The 16,914-nt window shown below is 43.7% G+C and carries 21 protein-coding genes; 17 read left to right on the top strand and 4 right to left on the bottom strand.

All coding sequences use genetic code 11. The annotated features are described in order from the left end of the window. The 3 genes from fliH to fliJ are packed head-to-tail and all read left to right on the top strand — an operon-like array spanning position 1 to position 2,559. Positions 1-744 (top strand): flagellar assembly protein FliH, encoded by a 744-nt coding sequence (fliH, locus tag L3V23_RS18935; protein ID WP_102967017.1) that lies wholly within the window; start codon positions 1-3, stop codon positions 742-744. After that, a complete protein-coding gene (gene fliI, locus L3V23_RS18930; protein ID WP_042488756.1) occupies positions 734-2,083 on the top strand; it encodes a flagellar protein export ATPase FliI in 1,350 nt (449 codons plus the stop codon). The genes fliH and fliI overlap by 11 nt, the downstream gene beginning before the upstream one ends. A gap of 35 nt (positions 2,084-2,118) precedes the next feature. Next, complete coding sequence (fliJ, locus tag L3V23_RS18925) at positions 2,119-2,559, top strand: flagellar export protein FliJ (protein ID WP_102967018.1); 441 nt, start codon at positions 2,119-2,121, stop codon at positions 2,557-2,559. A 94-nt stretch (positions 2,560-2,653) separates the two neighbouring features. Here fliJ and L3V23_RS18920 read toward each other — a convergent pair whose 3' ends face one another. From L3V23_RS18920 to flgA, 4 genes are all read right to left on the bottom strand, one after another. Continuing rightward, entirely contained in the window at positions 2,654-3,277 is a 624-nt protein-coding gene (locus L3V23_RS18920; RefSeq protein ID WP_102967019.1) for a lytic transglycosylase domain-containing protein, read from the bottom strand. Between the two features lie 80 nt (positions 3,278-3,357). Continuing rightward, positions 3,358-3,801, bottom strand: a complete 444-nt coding sequence (flgN, locus tag L3V23_RS18915; RefSeq protein WP_102967020.1) for a flagellar export chaperone FlgN — start codon at positions 3,799-3,801, stop codon at positions 3,358-3,360. Between the two features lie 12 nt (positions 3,802-3,813). Beyond that, on the bottom strand, positions 3,814-4,092 hold the full coding sequence (flgM, locus tag L3V23_RS18910; RefSeq protein WP_042488744.1) for a flagellar biosynthesis anti-sigma factor FlgM: 279 nt from the start codon (positions 4,090-4,092) through the stop codon (positions 3,814-3,816). A gap of 90 nt (positions 4,093-4,182) precedes the next feature. Beyond that, positions 4,183-4,860, bottom strand: a complete 678-nt coding sequence (gene flgA / locus L3V23_RS18905) for a flagellar basal body P-ring formation chaperone FlgA (RefSeq protein ID WP_237292773.1) — start codon at positions 4,858-4,860, stop codon at positions 4,183-4,185. 199 nt (positions 4,861-5,059) lie between these two features. Between flgA and flgB the strand changes: the two genes are divergently transcribed. From flgB to rlmF, 14 genes are all read left to right on the top strand, one after another. Beyond that, positions 5,060-5,422, top strand: coding sequence for a flagellar basal body rod protein FlgB (gene flgB / locus L3V23_RS18900; protein ID WP_102964037.1), 363 nt, complete (start codon positions 5,060-5,062; stop codon positions 5,420-5,422). A gap of 2 nt (positions 5,423-5,424) precedes the next feature. Then, positions 5,425-5,859: a flagellar basal body rod protein FlgC gene (gene flgC / locus L3V23_RS18895; RefSeq protein ID WP_042488738.1), complete on the top strand. Its 435-nt coding sequence runs from the start codon at positions 5,425-5,427 to the stop codon at positions 5,857-5,859. Next, the gene (gene flgD / locus L3V23_RS18890) at positions 5,859-6,539 is read left to right on the top strand and encodes a flagellar hook assembly protein FlgD (RefSeq protein ID WP_102967022.1); all 681 of its coding nucleotides are present in this window, start codon (positions 5,859-5,861) and stop codon (positions 6,537-6,539) included. The genes flgC and flgD overlap by 1 nt, the downstream gene beginning before the upstream one ends. 27 nt (positions 6,540-6,566) lie before the next feature. Next, positions 6,567-7,763 (top strand): flagellar hook protein FlgE, encoded by a 1,197-nt coding sequence (gene flgE / locus L3V23_RS18885; RefSeq protein ID WP_102967023.1) that lies wholly within the window; start codon positions 6,567-6,569, stop codon positions 7,761-7,763. A gap of 25 nt (positions 7,764-7,788) precedes the next feature. Continuing rightward, complete coding sequence (gene flgF / locus L3V23_RS18880) at positions 7,789-8,523, top strand: flagellar basal-body rod protein FlgF (protein WP_102967024.1); 735 nt, start codon at positions 7,789-7,791, stop codon at positions 8,521-8,523. A 27-nt stretch (positions 8,524-8,550) separates the two neighbouring features. Beyond that, a complete protein-coding gene (gene flgG, locus L3V23_RS18875) occupies positions 8,551-9,336 on the top strand; it encodes a flagellar basal-body rod protein FlgG (protein ID WP_102967025.1) in 786 nt (261 codons plus the stop codon). 28 nt (positions 9,337-9,364) lie between these two features. Next, complete coding sequence (flgH, locus tag L3V23_RS18870) at positions 9,365-10,036, top strand: flagellar basal body L-ring protein FlgH (protein WP_102967055.1); 672 nt, start codon at positions 9,365-9,367, stop codon at positions 10,034-10,036. Beyond that, a complete protein-coding gene (locus L3V23_RS18865; protein WP_180980357.1) occupies positions 10,036-11,160 on the top strand; it encodes a flagellar basal body P-ring protein FlgI in 1,125 nt (374 codons plus the stop codon). Before flgH ends, L3V23_RS18865 begins: the two co-directional genes overlap by 1 nt. A gap of 10 nt (positions 11,161-11,170) precedes the next feature. Beyond that, positions 11,171-11,692: a rod-binding protein gene (locus tag L3V23_RS18860; protein WP_102964033.1), complete on the top strand. Its 522-nt coding sequence runs from the start codon at positions 11,171-11,173 to the stop codon at positions 11,690-11,692. Between the two features lie 5 nt (positions 11,693-11,697). Next, the gene (flgK, locus tag L3V23_RS18855; RefSeq protein WP_042488718.1) at positions 11,698-13,071 is read left to right on the top strand and encodes a flagellar hook-associated protein FlgK; all 1,374 of its coding nucleotides are present in this window, start codon (positions 11,698-11,700) and stop codon (positions 13,069-13,071) included. Between the two features lie 9 nt (positions 13,072-13,080). Continuing rightward, positions 13,081-13,971: a flagellar hook-associated protein FlgL gene (gene flgL / locus L3V23_RS18850; RefSeq protein WP_042488717.1), complete on the top strand. Its 891-nt coding sequence runs from the start codon at positions 13,081-13,083 to the stop codon at positions 13,969-13,971. A gap of 11 nt (positions 13,972-13,982) precedes the next feature. Then, positions 13,983-15,029: a flagellin gene (locus L3V23_RS18845; RefSeq protein WP_102967027.1), complete on the top strand. Its 1,047-nt coding sequence runs from the start codon at positions 13,983-13,985 to the stop codon at positions 15,027-15,029. A 183-nt stretch (positions 15,030-15,212) separates the two neighbouring features. Next, positions 15,213-15,719, top strand: coding sequence for a M48 family metallopeptidase (locus tag L3V23_RS18840; RefSeq protein ID WP_180980358.1), 507 nt, complete (start codon positions 15,213-15,215; stop codon positions 15,717-15,719). Then, positions 15,716-16,885 carry a 23S rRNA (adenine(1618)-N(6))-methyltransferase RlmF gene (rlmF, locus tag L3V23_RS18835; protein ID WP_102967028.1) on the top strand — a complete coding sequence of 390 codons (1,170 nt, stop codon included), beginning with the start codon at positions 15,716-15,718 and terminating at the stop codon, positions 16,883-16,885. Before L3V23_RS18840 ends, rlmF begins: the two co-directional genes overlap by 4 nt. The last annotated feature ends 29 nt before the right edge of the window (positions 16,886-16,914 follow it).

Genomic DNA, 16,914 nt, shown 5'->3' with positions numbered 1-16,914 from the left:
ATGAATAAAAAAAAGCTCATGCGCCTTCCTTCCGATAGCTATCGGGTTCATCGTTTTCCACCGTTGGCACAGCCAATACAGGGAAATGATGAATTCGTTTCTGAGAAAGAAACTCAAGGTTTGAAAGCAGATGTACAACAACAGCTAGAAGTAGGCTTTCAGCAGGGTCTGCAGCAAGGCTTTGATGAAGGCTTACGACAAGGAATTGAACAGGGAAAACAGCAGGGTGCAGTTGAAGGTCAGAAAGAGGGCTTTCAGAAAGGATTTCTTAACGGTGAGCAGTCAGGAAAAAAACTGTTTGCAGAAGCAGCTAAGCCAGTTAATGAGATATTGAAATCATTATCGCAGTGGCAGATTGAGCAGGAGCAGCAACAGCGCCACATTATTTGCGAACTGGTACAAAAAGTCGCCCAGCAAGTTATTCGTGCAGAACTCACGTTAATGCCGCAACAAATTCTGTCATTGGTTGATGAAACGCTACAAGCGATGCCAGGTAAACCTCAAAGTGTCGTTATACATTTAAATCCTCAAGATTTGGAGCGCATAAAGCAGGTGAGCACTGAACTACCAGACGATTGGAAGCTGATTGCCAATAAAGACTTACCCGTTGGAGGCTGTCATTTGGTGACTGATGACGCCGAAGCAGACGTCAGTTGCGACTCGAGGTTAGAGTCATGCATGGACAACGTGAAACAGCACTTACTTGAAGAGTCGTCTGAATCTGAGAACCAATATGAGCAATAATGTTCGAACTCATAGTTTTTTATCAGAACGTCTTAATGATGCAATTGCTTCTCTAGATGCCATACCTGTGGCACGGGTTACTGGAAGATTGGTCAAAGTTAATGGATTAATGCTCCAAGCGGTCGGTTGCCGTTTTAAATTGGAGCAACGTTGTATGGTTGAGACCGCTGAAGGAAGCATGATTGAGGCTCAGGTTGTGGGTTTTGATCATAACGTGGCTTATTTAATGCCCATAAGACGCCTTGGCGGATTGTTCGCGGGAGCGAAAGTTGTCCCTTTGGAAGGGGACAGCACTGTTCAAATGAGCAATCAATGGCTTGGTCGTGTTGTAAATGGCTTGGGTGAAGCGCTTGATGGTGGACCTGAGTTACGTGGTGGTGAACGAATCTCTTTAGAGGCAAATCCGATCAACCCGTTAAAACGTAGGCCTGTTGATACACCATTAGATGTTGGCGTGAAAACAATTAACGGACTTCTAACTGTCGGTAAAGGACAACGTATTGGTTTGATGGCTGGCAGTGGCGTTGGTAAAAGTGTTTTATTAGGCATGATCTCTCAAAACACTCAGGCTGATGTTATTGTCGTTGGCCTTATTGGTGAGAGGGGAAGGGAGGTTCGTGAGTTTATTGAGCGAAATCTTACCGAAGAAGCCCGTCAAAAAGCGATTATTATCGCTGCTCCTGCTGATGAATCACCACTCATGAGATTACGTGCAACATTACTTTGTCACCGTGCTGCTGAATATTTTAGGGATAAGGGCAAAGATGTACTTCTGATGATGGATTCGTTAACGCGATACGCCATGGCACAAAGGGAAATATCACTCTCTTTAGGTGAACCGCCGGCGTCTCGAGGATATCCACCTTCTGTTTTTAGCGTACTGCCACAATTGCTAGAGCGCGCTGGTAACAGTGAAAATCAGGAAGGCAGTTTAACGGCTATTTATACCGTCTTGGCAGAAGGAGATGACCAGCAAGATCCTGTGGTCGACTCAGCTAGAGCTATTCTTGATGGGCATGTGGTGCTTTCTCGCCAATTGGCGGAACAAGGCCATTACCCTGCAATTGATGTCAATGCGTCAATCAGTCGGTGTATGTCATCCTGTACCCAAGAGGCGCACCAAACCGTAGCAAATCAATTCCGTCAGTTATATTCGAATTATCTGCAAGTTAAAGAACTATTGCCTCTTGGTGGATATCAACCCGGACAAGATCCCGACTTAGATCGTGCTGTTGCTATGTACCCGAGTTTAAGCGCTTATCTGCAGCAGTCAGCTCACGAGTCGGTGAGTTATGAGGAAAGTTTGACACAATTAGCGACTCTGTTTCAGGGGCGCTGATTCTATAAATTTTGAGGTTGTTTAGGTAAGCGGTTATGAAAAATAAAATCCGGGCAGTTGGCAAATTGCAGCAAGTAGAGGAACAAAAGCGTGACCGTATTGGTCAGCGACTGGATTCAATGCGTCAACAGCATCAGCATTTAACACATCAGCTGGAACTTTTAAGCCACTTAAAATCGGCCACAGGTCAGTCAACCTTTAGTGCTTTGACACTTAACAGCGCAATATTAATGAACTTAAATCGTGTAGATATCATGCTGCACAAAATGCTACGTCACCATGAAGAAGAGCAAGCGGTGATGGAAGCGGAATGTAATTCTGTACAGGAAGTTTTAGAGCATAAACATGCGCGTGTGAAAGGATTAGAACAAGTGTTAGATCGCTGGAAGAAAAAGCAAAGTTATGAAAAAGCGCGCAGAGAGCAAAAACACATAGAAGATATTATAAACTCCCGCCTTCGTTACAAAACTCTGTAATGTTAACTTCATTTTGATTGCCAAGTACTGATTGCTCACCGTTCAACGAGAATGTGTACAAATCATCATTGATCATTTAATCAGATTACACTCATTACAACTGAATGAGAGGTGGCAGAGGTTGCAGGTTAATAATAGGCTGAGCATTTAGCTGATTATTAGAGCTAAACAACATAAGTGGTTGAAATGAGCTTTGGCTTATCGAAGAAACAGTAACCAGATTTGCGAGCGCATAAAAACGGTGAACATACTGGATGGTTTCTTGTGGCAAACGTAATTTTTGTAACTCGTTACTGCCAGCTTGCTTTATTGCTCTCTCTACACGTCCTTCTCCGGCATTGTATGCGGCTAGTGTCAGCGTTAAGTTCCCGTCAAACTTATTGTAAAGAAACTTCAGATAACGTAGTGCTGCGCCAGTACTGGCAGAAATATTTAGCCGTTGATCATTCGGGGTAGTGGTGAGGCCGAAACGTTGCGCAGTCGCGGGCATTAATTGCCATAATCCACGCGCACCTGCATGTGATATCGCCTGTGCGTTGTATGAAGATTCAAGCATGGGTAATAAGACCAATTGTTTAGGTAACGAATAATGTTCCAATTGGCCTAGAATAAGTTCGGTAATAGGTTGATGAGCCTGTATGCGTGAACGTATCTGGTTTTTATATGGCAGCAAAAGAAGCTGTTGATTCTCCACTTCTTTGGTAAAGGTTTGTGCCATACACACGCTACTACTGAATAACAGGGCTAATCCAGTCGCTATCAGACGCCTTTTATTTAACGATAACCTACGCTTGTTTATCATAATGCTTCGGTTAGTCGCTCTTCGTATGTAACAGACGTCTGAGTAAGTTCGGTTAAAAGCTCATGGAAAGCTGCAGAACTTTGACCGTTTTCTTGATTGAGCTTGCGACATTGTTCTATCACAGAATTAAGCGATTTCCACTGAGTGGCGAATCGACCTCTTACGCTTTCTGGTAATGCATTTAAAATACGAACCACGGATTGAGAGTTATTGGGTAAGCCTAAACATCTAAGACACTGAGTTCGTTGTGATGCGTTTTTATTTAATCGATTGAGTAAAGGAACTTGCTGTTTAAGGTTTTTCGCCAGTTCATCTCCTTTAAACTCAAGATACAGTAATCTTTGCTCTATGATGAGCGTATGAAGCAGACCATAAAGTTTTAGATCTTCACTAATCGTTGCCATAAAAGCCTGAATGTGTTGCCCACGGTTACTTGACATGAGGACTCCTTATTACTCGTGTCCTGTGTGAAACTGCATCATAGCCTGAGACAAAGCTTTGCTATCCAGTTCAAGTTTGCCATTCGCTAATGCTTCACGGACTCGTGCTACTTTTTCGATATCCACATCTGAAAGTGCAGCCATTGCCATTTGTGCTTTTTCCAAGGCAACCGTATTGGCGTTCATTTCAGGTTCACTTGTTTTGGTCTGTGGACTTGATTCAACTGGCTTTTTAGCTTGTTGCAGCGTTGGCTGTTGGACATGCGCGCCCGAAACTTTATCGATTTTCATGCTTTGACTCTTGGCTTAAATTTCGTTGTTACTATTAGTAGGCGACAACGGTTTTTAATTCATTAAATAAAAAACGAAAATTTTTTAAATTTAGAATTGTGTTTGAACTTGGTTTAATCCAGTGACTACGGCGTGAATTACAGTATGAGATGAACTATTTTGCACTTCTATTTGCTCTCCTAATCCACCATCTTCTAATGCGACACCTTGTGTCGATGCATTAACCCCGTTTTTAGATGCGATGATGATAACTTCATTACCTTTGGTAACGATTGGGGGAGCAGTCACAAGAGTGGGTTCTAAAATTTGTCCGACACGCATACGACGCGTTGCTTGTTTGCCAATCGCATCGGATAGTTTGGTAAAGAAATCATCTTGATGCGTCAGTGTTCGCATTTCCATTTTAAGCATTGAAGCATCAATTTTTTGATCTCGGGACAAAGGCGTACTCACCACAACGACGGGGAGTGATAACGAAGCTTTTATGGTGACGTTTATGCTCCAACTAGAGTTATCGTCATAACAATCAACAGACCGTTTTAAATTGCCAACCGGAAGCAATTGGTTGTCTTGACCAGAAATAACCAGAGGGGTTTCACAAACTTTGAGATGTTTAACTGAGCCAGGAATCCACACCTGCCATTGAGGTTGAAAACTCTGCCACTCTCTTTGTTTCGCTAATAGCGCCAATTCTTTATCAAGATGGTTTTCTATGACCTGCTGTAACGCCTGTTCTGTCATGTTGTTTGCTTGGGTGGCGCCACTCACGATGAGCAAGCTTATTAAGATTAGAAACTTATTAAAAATAGAGGAAATGTACACTTCCTCCTTCCTGTGATTTGCTTCCGATGGGCGGAAGTTGATCTTCCTTGCTTTAATATAAGTCATTGAATTTAATTAATAATTTATGTGGCATGCATCTTGTTATATGTATCTGAAGTGTAAGGCAATCAGCAAGGACAATAGCATGGCTATTTCATTTGAAACCGCGTTAGGCGTACATCCCGATGCGCTTAACTTTCGCGTTCAGCGTACCAAAGTTCTCGCGGGTAACCTAGCGAATGTTGACACTCCGGGATATTTGGCAAAGGACTTGAGTTTTACCACCGTCATGGATTCTGTCAGTAAGTTGGGCGTTGATCCTTCGATCCCCTCTCTTCGTGTTGAGAGCCAATATTCGATTCCTTATCAGAATAGTAAAAATGGTAATACCGTCGAACTGGGTGTGGAACAAGGCAAGTTTGCTCAGAACAATATGGATTTTCAAACAAGCCTGACGTTTCTCAATATGAAATTTCAGGGCTTAGCTAAAGCAATTGAAGGACGCTAATCATGTCATTTACTGATATTTATTCGATAGCAGGTTCGGCAATGAATGCACAGACTGTTCGCTTGAATACAGTTGCCAGTAACTTGGCGAATGCGGACGCCGTATCTGCAAACCCGAATGATGCCTATAAAGCTTTGAAGCCAGTCTTTGCGACTGTCTATAACAAGACTCAACTCACCGCCAGCCACAATGATTACCCGAGTGCAGAAGTTCGCATTGTTGATGTCGTTCAAGCGCAGGGACAAGCAGAAAAACGTTTTGAGCCTAATAGTCCATTGGCGGATATAGACGGTTATGTCTACTACCCAGACATCGATGTTGTGGCAGAAATGGCTGACATGATGTCAGCAACACGCAGTTTTGAAACCAATGTTGAAGTACTCACCAACGTAAAAAGTATGCAGCAAGGGCTGTTGAAACTAGGGCAGGGTAGCTAATGACAATTGCAAGCTATACAGCACTTTCTGGTGACACTACAGGTAGTGCAACAATGACAAATCCAAGCGTGAGTAGTAACTTTCTGGATGCTAACAGCGCTACGTCACTTGAAAATGAGTTCATCAGTTTGATGGTTGCTCAGATTCAAAATCAGGATCCGCTAAACCCAATGGATGGTACTGAATATGTTGGTCAGTTAGCCCAGTTCTCTCAAGTTCAAAGTATGGAAAACATGTCCAGCGTACTGCAGAACAACACCGTCTTGCTGGATAACATGCAGGTTCTATCTACCGCAGGGTTAGTAGGGCAGACCGTTTATATTTCAGGTAATGAGTTTGAGCTTGATGAAAATCCACAGAAAGGAAAAGTCGAGCTCAATTACGCTTCTAGCCAAGTTAACTTAATCGTTACAGACCAGTATGGAGAAACAGTGAAAGTGCCATTGGGTGCTCATCCTGCTGGTGAAGTTGAATTTTCAATAGACCCTGAAGCGTTAGGACTAACCGCCGGTAAATATAACGTTACCGTGCAAGTGCAAGATGGCCTGCCAACACCGAATGTGTTGCTGGCTGGTGAAGTGGAACAAATTCGTATCCCCGCTTCAGGCGGCTCTGCAATGGTCAATGTCGCCGGTGTAGGTAGCGTACCTTTTTATCAAATTACTCAATTTGGCGCTTAACGCCTTATAAGGAAACTGAGGTTATTTATGAGTTTTAATATTGCTCTTAGTGGCTTGGATGCAACCAATACTGAACTAAACACAATCAGCCATAACATTGCCAATGCGTCAACGTATGGATTTAAGGGGGCGAGGACTGAATTTGCAGCTGTTTATAATGGTCTACAGCCAGGTGGCGTAGAGGTTGCAGCCACCTCACAGGATTTTGATACAAATGGATCTGTAACAAACACTGGCCGAGCAATGGATTTGGCGATTAACGGCGGTGGTTTCTTTGTTACACAAGATTCTGCGGGCCAGATTCAATACACGCGTTCTGGTGTCTTCGGAACCGATAAGAACAACAATGTTGTTAGCAATACGGGTGCTGCGCTACAGGGTTACAGCGTAGATGCCAATAACACACTTATGAGCGGCTCTGTTGGTGATATTAAAATTCGCACATCTTCATTGGCGGCGAAGTCGACTGATTCACTTGAATTTGTTTCCAATTTCAACGCCAGTGCAGGCGTAATTGATCAAGCGGTATATCCGTTTGATGTTACCGATCCTAACTCATTTAACTCTTCATACACTTCCAAAGTTTATGATTCTCTCGGCAACAGCCATACGGTTACACAGTACTTCACCAAAACTGCAGATAATACCTGGGAAGTGAATGTTCAAGTGGATGGCAGCGCTACACCAGTAACAACACAAGCAGTGACTTTTAATACTGACGGAACATTATTATCACCTACTGGTACTTATAACGTTGCTTTCCCTGCCGCGGGTGCTAACGCGATGAGTATTGACATCAGTATGACGGGTAGTACGCAGTTTGGTGCGGAGTTCAGTGTCAGTACCAATAACCCTAACGGTTATACCTCAGGTGAACTCAGTGGTGTACGTATTGAAGACAACGGCATGGTGTATGCCACATACACAAATGGTGAATCTCAATTACAGGGACAAGTTGTGTTAGCCAACTTTGCGAACCCGCAAGGCTTAGCAAAAGTGAGTGGTACCGCTTGGACGCAAAGTTTCAGTTCAGGTGCTCCGATTATTGGCGTACCGGGTACGGGTACTTTAGGTGATTTATCTGCAGGTGCTCTGGAAGGCTCAAATGTCGATTTGACTGGAGAATTGGTCAGTCTGATGACGGCTCAGCGTAACTATCAGGCAAACGCAAAGACCATCTCAACAGAAGATAAGCTTACTCAGGCGTTATTCAACGCAATCTAGTTAATGAAGTTCAACAGGATCATAAATGGATAGTTTGCTATACACCGCGACTTCTGGAGCCAGCCGAGTACTTAAAGCTCAGCACGTTCGTTCAAATAACTTATCAAACGCAGATACTTCGGGTTTTCGTGCGGATATGGAACGCGTCAGCAGTGTGCCGCTAAAAGGTTCAGGGTATGACGGACGAACCATGGTTGTAACCAACTCAGCTTCTACGCGTTTTGACAGTGGCGACATCGTTAGAACTGGACGGTCACTTGATGTTGCCATCATGGGAGATGGTTATTTAACCGTTGAATCTCCAGATGGCGGCGAAGCTTATACACGAGCGGGCAATATGGCTGTCGATACCAATGGTGCCTTGAGCATTAACGGGTTTGCAGTATTAGATGATGGTGGCGCGCCAATTGTCCTGCCTGAATATGAAAAAGTGGAAGTTAGTGAGCGTGGAGTTATTTCTGTCACACCACCTGGAGGCGGTGCTGAAATCAACGTTGGGACACTCAAACTGGTGAACCCGGCGGATGGCCAGCTGCAAAAGGAAAGTGACAGTTTATTGCATACCACTGATGGCACAGTGTTAGCGGCAGATGCAACGATACAACTTAATCCTGAACATATTGAAGGAAGTAATGTTTCGGCAATTGACGAGTTACTGAGTGTTATGTCTTTAACTCGTAATTTTGAAATGCAAGTGCGCATGATGAAAACCGCAGAAACATTGGCTCAAGCCGGAAATAAATTAGTAAGCGCGCGATAAATGTCGGCGTTGTAAGGAGAATCTCTAATGCATTCAGCACTATGGGTCAGTAAAACTGGCATGGCGGCTCAAGATACTAAGATGACCGCTATTTCAAACAATCTCGCGAACGTGAACACGGTTGGATTCAAACGTGATCGTGTTGTTTTTGAAGACTTGTTTTACAGCATTCAACGTCAGCCCGGCGCTCAGGTTGATCAGGTAAACCAGCTTCCAACGGGTGTTCAGTTAGGTAGCGGCGTACGCGTAGTGGGTACGCAAAAAGTATTCACTCAGGGTAATACTCAGAACACAGGTCAGGAAATGGACCTCGCTGTCATGGGGCAGGGTTTTTTCCAGATCGAAAATTCTGACGGCCAAATCATGTACAGCAGAAATGGTCAGTTCCATGTGAACTCTGAAGGTTTGATGGTGAACAGTCAGGGATTGCCTTTGCAACCACAAATACAGATCCCAGATGATGCGACATCTTTGTCCATTGGTGTTGACGGCACAGTCACTACAACAAGTGCAACGGATTCTACGCCACAGACGTTAGGGCAAATCACGCTGGCAAGATTCATTAACCCGGCAGGCTTAGAAGCATTAGGTGGAAACCTCTTCCGTGAAACGGATGCTAGTGGTCAGGCTGAGGAACTTGTTGCTGGTGAAGATGGTGTAGGCAGCATTAAACAAGGTGTGCTCGAAGGTTCTAACGTTCAGGTTGTAGAAGAAATGGTAGACATGATCACCACACAACGAGCGTACGAGATGAATGCCAAAGTCGTATCTGCGGCTGATGACATGCTGAAGTATGTGTCACAGTCTGTGTAAGGAAGCATAGTTAATGAAACATAGAGTAATGACAAAGCTAAACACGGTCGGGTTATTGGGCGTTTTAATATTATCGGGTTGCGCAGGGCGGGATGAATTTATTCCGCCGTCACCCGATGATGAAAAATATGGGCCACCGGCTTTGGATTACTCTTTACCTACACCTCACTCAGGCAGCCTTTATCGCCACAACTACTCAATGACTCTCTTTCAAGACCGCCGTGCATATCGTGTCGGCGATGTTTTGACCGTACTTTTGTCGGAAGAAACAGAATCCAGCAAAAGTGCAGATACTAAATATGGAAAAACGTCGAGTGTTGGACTCGGTGTCCCCACAATAGGGAACAGCACATACGATCAATTTAGTGCGTCTGTAGATGGTGAGCGAAAATTTGATGGCACAGCGTCTAGTTCTCAAGGTAATAAACTTGAAGGAGCAATAACGGTCACCGTCGGTGAGGTTCTTCCTAATGGAGTATTAAGAATCCGCGGAGAAAAATGGCTTCGATTGAATCAGGGGGATGAGTTTATTCGTCTGACCGGAATCGTCCGTGTCGAAGATATTACACGTAGTAATCAAGTCTCTTCTCAACGCATTGGTGATGCAAGAATTACCTATTCAGGCCGTGGCGCACTGGCTGACAGTAACGCGTCCGGTTGGTTGACGCAGTTCTTTAATAGTCCATGGATGCCGTTTTAATGAAACAACACAATATATTTTTCACAACAGTATTACTGGTACTGTTTTTGGGTTCGTTCCCTACCGCGCGAGCTGAAACTCAAATTGCATTAATGGACTTAGTAGATGTTCAGGGAATACGTGAAAACCAATTAGTTGGTTACGGAATGGTTGTCGGCTTAGATGGTAATGGTGACCGTAACCAAGTGAAGTTTACCGCTCAGTCTATTACAAACATGCTGCGTCAGTTTGGTGTACAACTCGATGAATCGACCAACCCAAAGTTGCGTAATGTGGCTTCAGTGAGTGTGACGGCGACAGTCAATCCAATGGCTGGACCGGGTCAGAAACTGGATATTGTTGTTGCATCCATCGGCGATGCCAAAAGCCTCAGAGGCGGGACGTTATTAATGACACCATTGCGCGGTGTTAACGGCGAAGTGTATGCCGTAGCGCAAGGTAATGTTGTGGTTGGCGGTGTGTCTGCTGAAGGTCGAAGTGGTTCAAAAATTACCATCAATACAGCAACCACTGGCAGAGTGCCTAACGGTGCAACACTCGAACGAGAAATACCCACAGACTTTAATGAACAAGACAAAATCACCTTAAATCTACGTGAACCTAGCTTTACGACCGCAAAAAATATTGTCCGTGAAATTAATAACACGTTTGGACCTAAGGTTGCGACGGCAATCAATAAGGGCAAGGTCGAAATGCGAGCCCCTAAGGATACCCAACAACGAGTGACTATGATGTCTATGTTAGAAGAACTCAGTGTTACCGAAGGTCGTAAACCTGCACGAATCGTCTTTAACTCTCGCACTGGAACCGTCGTAATAGGTAAGAATGTGAAAGTGGGAGAGGCTGCTGTCAGTCACGGCAACTTAACGGTCAGTATTAACGAATCTCAACTGGTGAGTCAGCCAAATGCGTTTGCAGATTCAGGGCAAACGGAAGTTGTCCAGCAGTCGGATATTAATATCGATGAAATGAGAGCGAATATGATGATCTGGCCTGTGGGCACCGAACTAAACACCATCGTTAGTGCGGTAAACAGCCTCGGAGCGACACCCACTGATCTGATGTCGATATTGCAAGCCTTACATGAGGCTGGGGCATTAAACGCCGAGTTAGTCGTTATATAGGGAAAGCACAATGAAAATAGATCTTTCTAACGATAGAACACAGATGGGTTCAGTTCTTTATCATGACAACACAACACTGACGAACATTAAACATGCTTCCGACGAAAAAGGCGCATTAGAAACTGTCGCGAAACAATTTGAGGCAATGTTCCTGCAATTAGTATTACGTCAAATGCGTAGCAGTAGTGATGTTATGGCTGATGAAGACAGCCCGTTTTCTAGCAAGCAACAGGGTGTGTTTCGCGATATGTATGATGGCCAGATGGCTATTGAAATGGCGAAAAAACAGAGCTCGGGAATTGCAGATATGTTAGTTGAACAATTGGGTTCGAATGAGAGCTCGGCTTCAAACATTGTGAACTTTTCTTTAGCTTCTCAACGTGTAGGACACGATGAGCCAAAATTGGCAAAAAATGTCGTCACACCAGTTAATCATTCTTCACAAACGGTCGCATCTAACTTCCAAGAAAGAAATGAATTAACAGCGACTAATGCATTTAGTCAGTCTTTGATTCGTAAATTGGAGCGTTAACGAATATGAACCTGGTTAATATCGCATTAAGCGGACTCAATGCAAACCGCGTAGCACTAGATGTTACAGCTCAGAACGTCGCGAACGTAAATACTCCTGGTTATAGTCGCCAACAAGCACTAATGGCAACCGTTGGCGGTTCTCAGTATGACAGACTTAGTGCAGGGACGGGCGTAGAGGTGACGAGTATTCGCCGAGTAACAGATCAGTTTATTGTTAAGCAGACGTGGACGACCAGCAGTGCAGAATCTTATGCATCACGGTATACAGAGAGTTTAAGCTACCTAGAAAACACATTAGATTCTGAAGGATTTAGTTTGTCAGCGGGTTTGGATAACTTATTTGCTGCACTTCATGATGCGACTTCGAAACCGGAATCTATGCCATTACGTCAGCAAATTATTAATGAAGCTGAAGCGCTATCCCGCCGTTTTAACACTCTGAATGAGTCCCTTTATACCCAACATAAAAACTTAAGCGATCAGCGCACTGCTGCAGTTGCAGAAGCGAATAGTCTTATGAGTAATATTGCTGATATAAATAAGCAGATAGTTGAGAGTAAAGGCGTTGGCGCAAATGCAGCGCAACTACTAGACACACGTGATACGTTGGTTGGGGAGCTATCAAAATTGGTGGAAGTAAAAACCACTGATCAGGCTAACGGGAGCATTCAAGTAACACTGACGTCTGGTCAACCTCTGATCATGGGCAGTGAGGCGGGTGTTCTTAAAGCAATACCTGATGTAAATGATGCTTATATAGCAACGTTACAAGTCGATTTTGATAAACAAAGCTTTTCAATACCCGGTGATGTCGGCAGTAACCTTGGCGCAATATCAAACTACCAAACTAACATTCTCAAACCGTACATGACGGCGCTTGATGAGATGGCTGTTTCCATGGCTGATGCGTTCAACACGGAACTGGCAATGGGCTTAGATCTTAACGGAATCGCGGGAAAAGCGTTATTTAGTTATGACGCAGCGAACGCTGCTGCAAGTCTAACTATTACGGACATTACTCCGAATGAACTGGGTTTATCTGGTGATGGAAATCCAGGGAACAGCGACAACTTGATTTCCATAATAGAGATAAGTAACCAGACATTTTCGATTAATGGCTTTGGGAATGTCTCACTGAATGATGCATTTACAGGAATGGTGGGTAATGTCGCAATAAAAGCACGACAGGCCGAATCGGACTATCAGGCTAAAAGCAGCATGAACAGCCAGGCAATTACCGCCAGAGATAATATTAGTGCAGTCAACAGTGACGAAGAAGCAGCAAACCTAATGAATTTTGCTAATGCGCACAATGCCAATATGAAAGTTATCAGTACCGCCAACCAGCTGTTTGATTCAGTGCTGCAGTTATTTTAGAGGGACATCATGAGAATCAGTGACACACAGTTTAGCCAGATGATGCTGCAAAGCTTGCAGACAAACAATGCAGGGTTAGGAAAGGTCATGCAGCAAATGTCGACAGGTGAAAGGATGACGAAGCTGTCCGACGATCCTATGGCATCAATCAAGTTATTGAACCTCGAGCGTGAAGACAGCGCTATTACCCAATACCAAAACAATATTGCCAATGTAAAAACGATACTTTCCAGCCAGGAAGTGTATTTAGATTCCGTGACGGATAGCTTGCAGAACATGCGTGACCGAATTCTCTGGGGAGCGAATGGCACGATGACAACAGACGACCGTGCCGGGATTATTACCGAGTTAAACAATCTACGAGATTCGATTACTTCGGCATTTAACGCTCAAGATGAAGAAGGGGTTCATTTATTCTCGGGAACGGCAACAGATACCCCGTCTTTAGATGCGAATTACAATATTTTGGGTAACAGTGATAAACGAGTCGTGACTGTCGCAAAAGGCGTTACGATGGAAACGAACATTACAGCGCTAGATGTTTTGGATCTGGGCGGTGGCAATAATATTTTAAAATCCATAGACGGATTAATCGCCGAGTTTCAGGCTCCTACTGCAAATTTCCAAAATGAAGTCAGCAACACAATTAATGATCTTGATATAACCGCAAATAACGTTCTGTCAGCAATCACGGAAATGGGCGGACGTCATAACAATTTGGATTTAATGAACAGTTCGCATACCGACAACAAACTCTTTGTCGAAAAAGTGAACGATGAGTTATCTGCTTTAGATTACAGTGAAGCCTCTGTGCGTTTAAACAGTTTCATGGCTGCTTTACAGGCTACACAAGCCAGCTATGTCAAAATAGACGGCTTATCACTATTTGACCGTATTTAGGTAGTATTTAGATGGCTTTAAGCACAAGTGAAGTTCGTGCGCATGGTATTCGACTAACTGGGCAGGAAAGAACGACGGTTACACCGTCACTAAATGCTGGCGATGTAAAACGTATTGCGTCGAACCCCGCTACTTATTATCCGGACAGAGGTAATACCTCGACTTATTCTGTGTCGGGAATATTGCTTACTCAGGGGCAACAACAAGCGACTGCTGTACAAATAGCGGCTAAGTCCTTGCAGCTAGTCGGGAAAGAGTTAGGTAGCATTAAGCGTCAATTAACTCAGGCAATGAATCAGGGCGTAGATAACGTTCCAAATATTAAAGAGAACTTAACGCGTTCAAAATTTCAAATTGATACCGTGTTACAAGAGTCTCGTTTCGATGGTCATCGTGTTATTGATAATGAGTTGAACTTAAAACTCAATGGAACAGATGTCCGCCGATTTTCAATTCCTGGTCTCAATGTGAATCGCTTACAAGGTAAAGCTGAACAAATACGTTTGGATTTCCCTCATGGTAGCTCGGTAATGATCCAGTTTGATTCAGCGAAAGATGGAGTTAGAACCGTTAAAATGTTGGATAGAAGTCTTATACCTTTGGGGATGAGAGCCAGCATTAGTGAAGACGGTACCGTACTATTTGAAGCGAGTGAGCAAGCTTACAAACAAATGGACCATAAAGTCGCAGTTACAGGCCAAGGCCATCGTTTTCCGGCTGGTCAGGCTAACATGCTCAATTTAAAATCAGAACCAGATGGCGTTGCTGAGCTTCGTTTCGATTTAAGCTCGCGTGACGGTATTAAGCAGAGCATCATTAAAGTTAATAAACATCTTCAGCAAACACACGCTAGCTTAGAACAAGCTAACCAATATCAAGTCGATATCGATACACAAATGCAGACAATGAAGAGTCAACTGAATGTGCCTACCAGTCAGCAGATTTCACAGAAGCTCACACATTTTAATAGAGCTTCGGAAGATTTTTCTTCAGCGTTTGAAGCATTAAATGCACAAGCGAATGTGCGTCGCCATACTGTGGTTGCGTTGCTCAGTTAGACCTAGCTCATACCTTTTTAAAAACATGGAAAATCATCGGGTGTCTAGATTTTCCATGTTCCAGTTTCATTCATTCAGACTTGATACAAACCTACCTCTGCATTTGCCAAAGCCTAATACGTGAATCATTATCGACTTTCCGCTACACTGTGCGGCTTCATTTTAAGGCTTTCAAAAATACGTATGAATTCAGTACTCAGATACATTCAAGGCTATCCTGCTCACATTGTCGAGTCAGTCCAAAAGTTGGTTGATAACGATAAGCTCATTCCTTGGTTCGAGCAGCGTTACCCTGAACGTCATTCAATTCAAAGTGAGAAAGCACTGTTTGAATATACGATGGCGATTAAGAACCAGTATATGAAGAAAACTGCGCCGCTGAGCAAGGTGGTATACGACAGCAAAATACACCTAATCAACAATGCTCTGGGCCTTCACACTTACGTATCAAAAGTCCATGGCAATAAGATCAAATCTAAAAGTGAAATACGTATTGCCAGTATGTTTAAAAACGCGCCTGAGCCTTTATTAAGAATGTTGGTTGTTCACGAGCTTGCACATCTGCGAGAAAAAGATCACAACAAATCCTTCTATCAACTTTGCTGTCATATGGAACCGAATTATCACCAGTATGAACTGGATGCACGCATTTACATGATGGTCTTAGAGTTAAGCCGAGGTAACGGATGAACAGTCAAGCTCCTACTGGGAAGACCCGAGGGAAAACACGCAGTAAAAATACAGTGAAAGAGAACGCTGCTAACGAAAAAAAAGTGAGCAGTAAGAAACCGTATTCTGCATCTAAGGCTTCAAAGTCCAAACCACTAGCACAACCGAAATCTAGCGGAGCGGCAAAACCAACCGTTAAATCAACCCCAGTGACTAAGGGCAAAGAGGGGTTACACAACAGAAATCGCCACAAGGGTAACTACGACTTTATGGCGTTATGCAAAGTGTTACCTGAATTAAAGCCCCACCTGATTAAAAACCCTAAAGGTGATTGGAGTATTTCCTTCTCAGATCCAACAGCCGTTAAGCTACTGAACAAAGCGTTGCTTGCATTACATTACGGTGTCACGTTCTGGGGTATTCCGCAGGGTTATTTGTGTCCGCCGATTCCGGGACGTGCAGACTACATCCACCGTGTAGCAGATTTGCTGCAATCAGAGAACTCGTCGCTCAAACAAAACAGTATTCGCGCACTTGATATAGGAGTCGGTGCGAACTGCATTTATCCGATCATTGGTGTCACGGAATACGGTTGGAACTATGTAGGTAGCGATGTTGACCCCGTGTCTGTGAATCAAGCCAATAATATCGCTCAGCACAATGACAATCTGAGAGGCCGAATAGAGTGTCGCTTGCAAACTGACAGCAAATCGATATTTACAGGTATTATTCAGTCAAATGAAAAATACGATGTGACGACCTGCAATCCGCCGTTTCATGCATCTCTTTCTGAAGCGGAACAAGGGACTCAGCGAAAGCTGAACAACCTTCAAGCGAACAAAAAGAAGAAAGGTTTAACAAGTCAGCCGATGCTTTCAAAGCAAGAGGAAAAGCCGACTCTCAATTTTGGTGGACAAAAAGCTGAGCTTTGGTGTCCCGGCGGTGAAGCGGCATTTATTAAGAACATGGCGTTTGAAAGTCAGAGGTTTGGTCAGCAGGTTTTGTGGTTCACAACGCTGATATCAAAAAGTGATAATGTTCGTTGGATGAAAAAACAACTTCAGAAAGTTGGCGCTGAGTCGATAAAAGTAGTAGAGATGCAGCAAGGACAAAAGATAAGTCGTTTTATTGCATGGACTTTTCAAAATGTTGAGCGGCGCAAGCTGTGGTTTAAAGACAGTTGCTAATATAACAGTAGTGGAATAACTCTATAGAG

The sequence above is a fragment of the Vibrio sp. A1-b2 genome (assembly GCF_021726015.1).
Taxonomy (GTDB): domain Bacteria; phylum Pseudomonadota; class Gammaproteobacteria; order Enterobacterales; family Vibrionaceae; genus Vibrio; species Vibrio diazotrophicus.
This window is presented reverse-complemented; position numbering and strand designations above follow the sequence as displayed.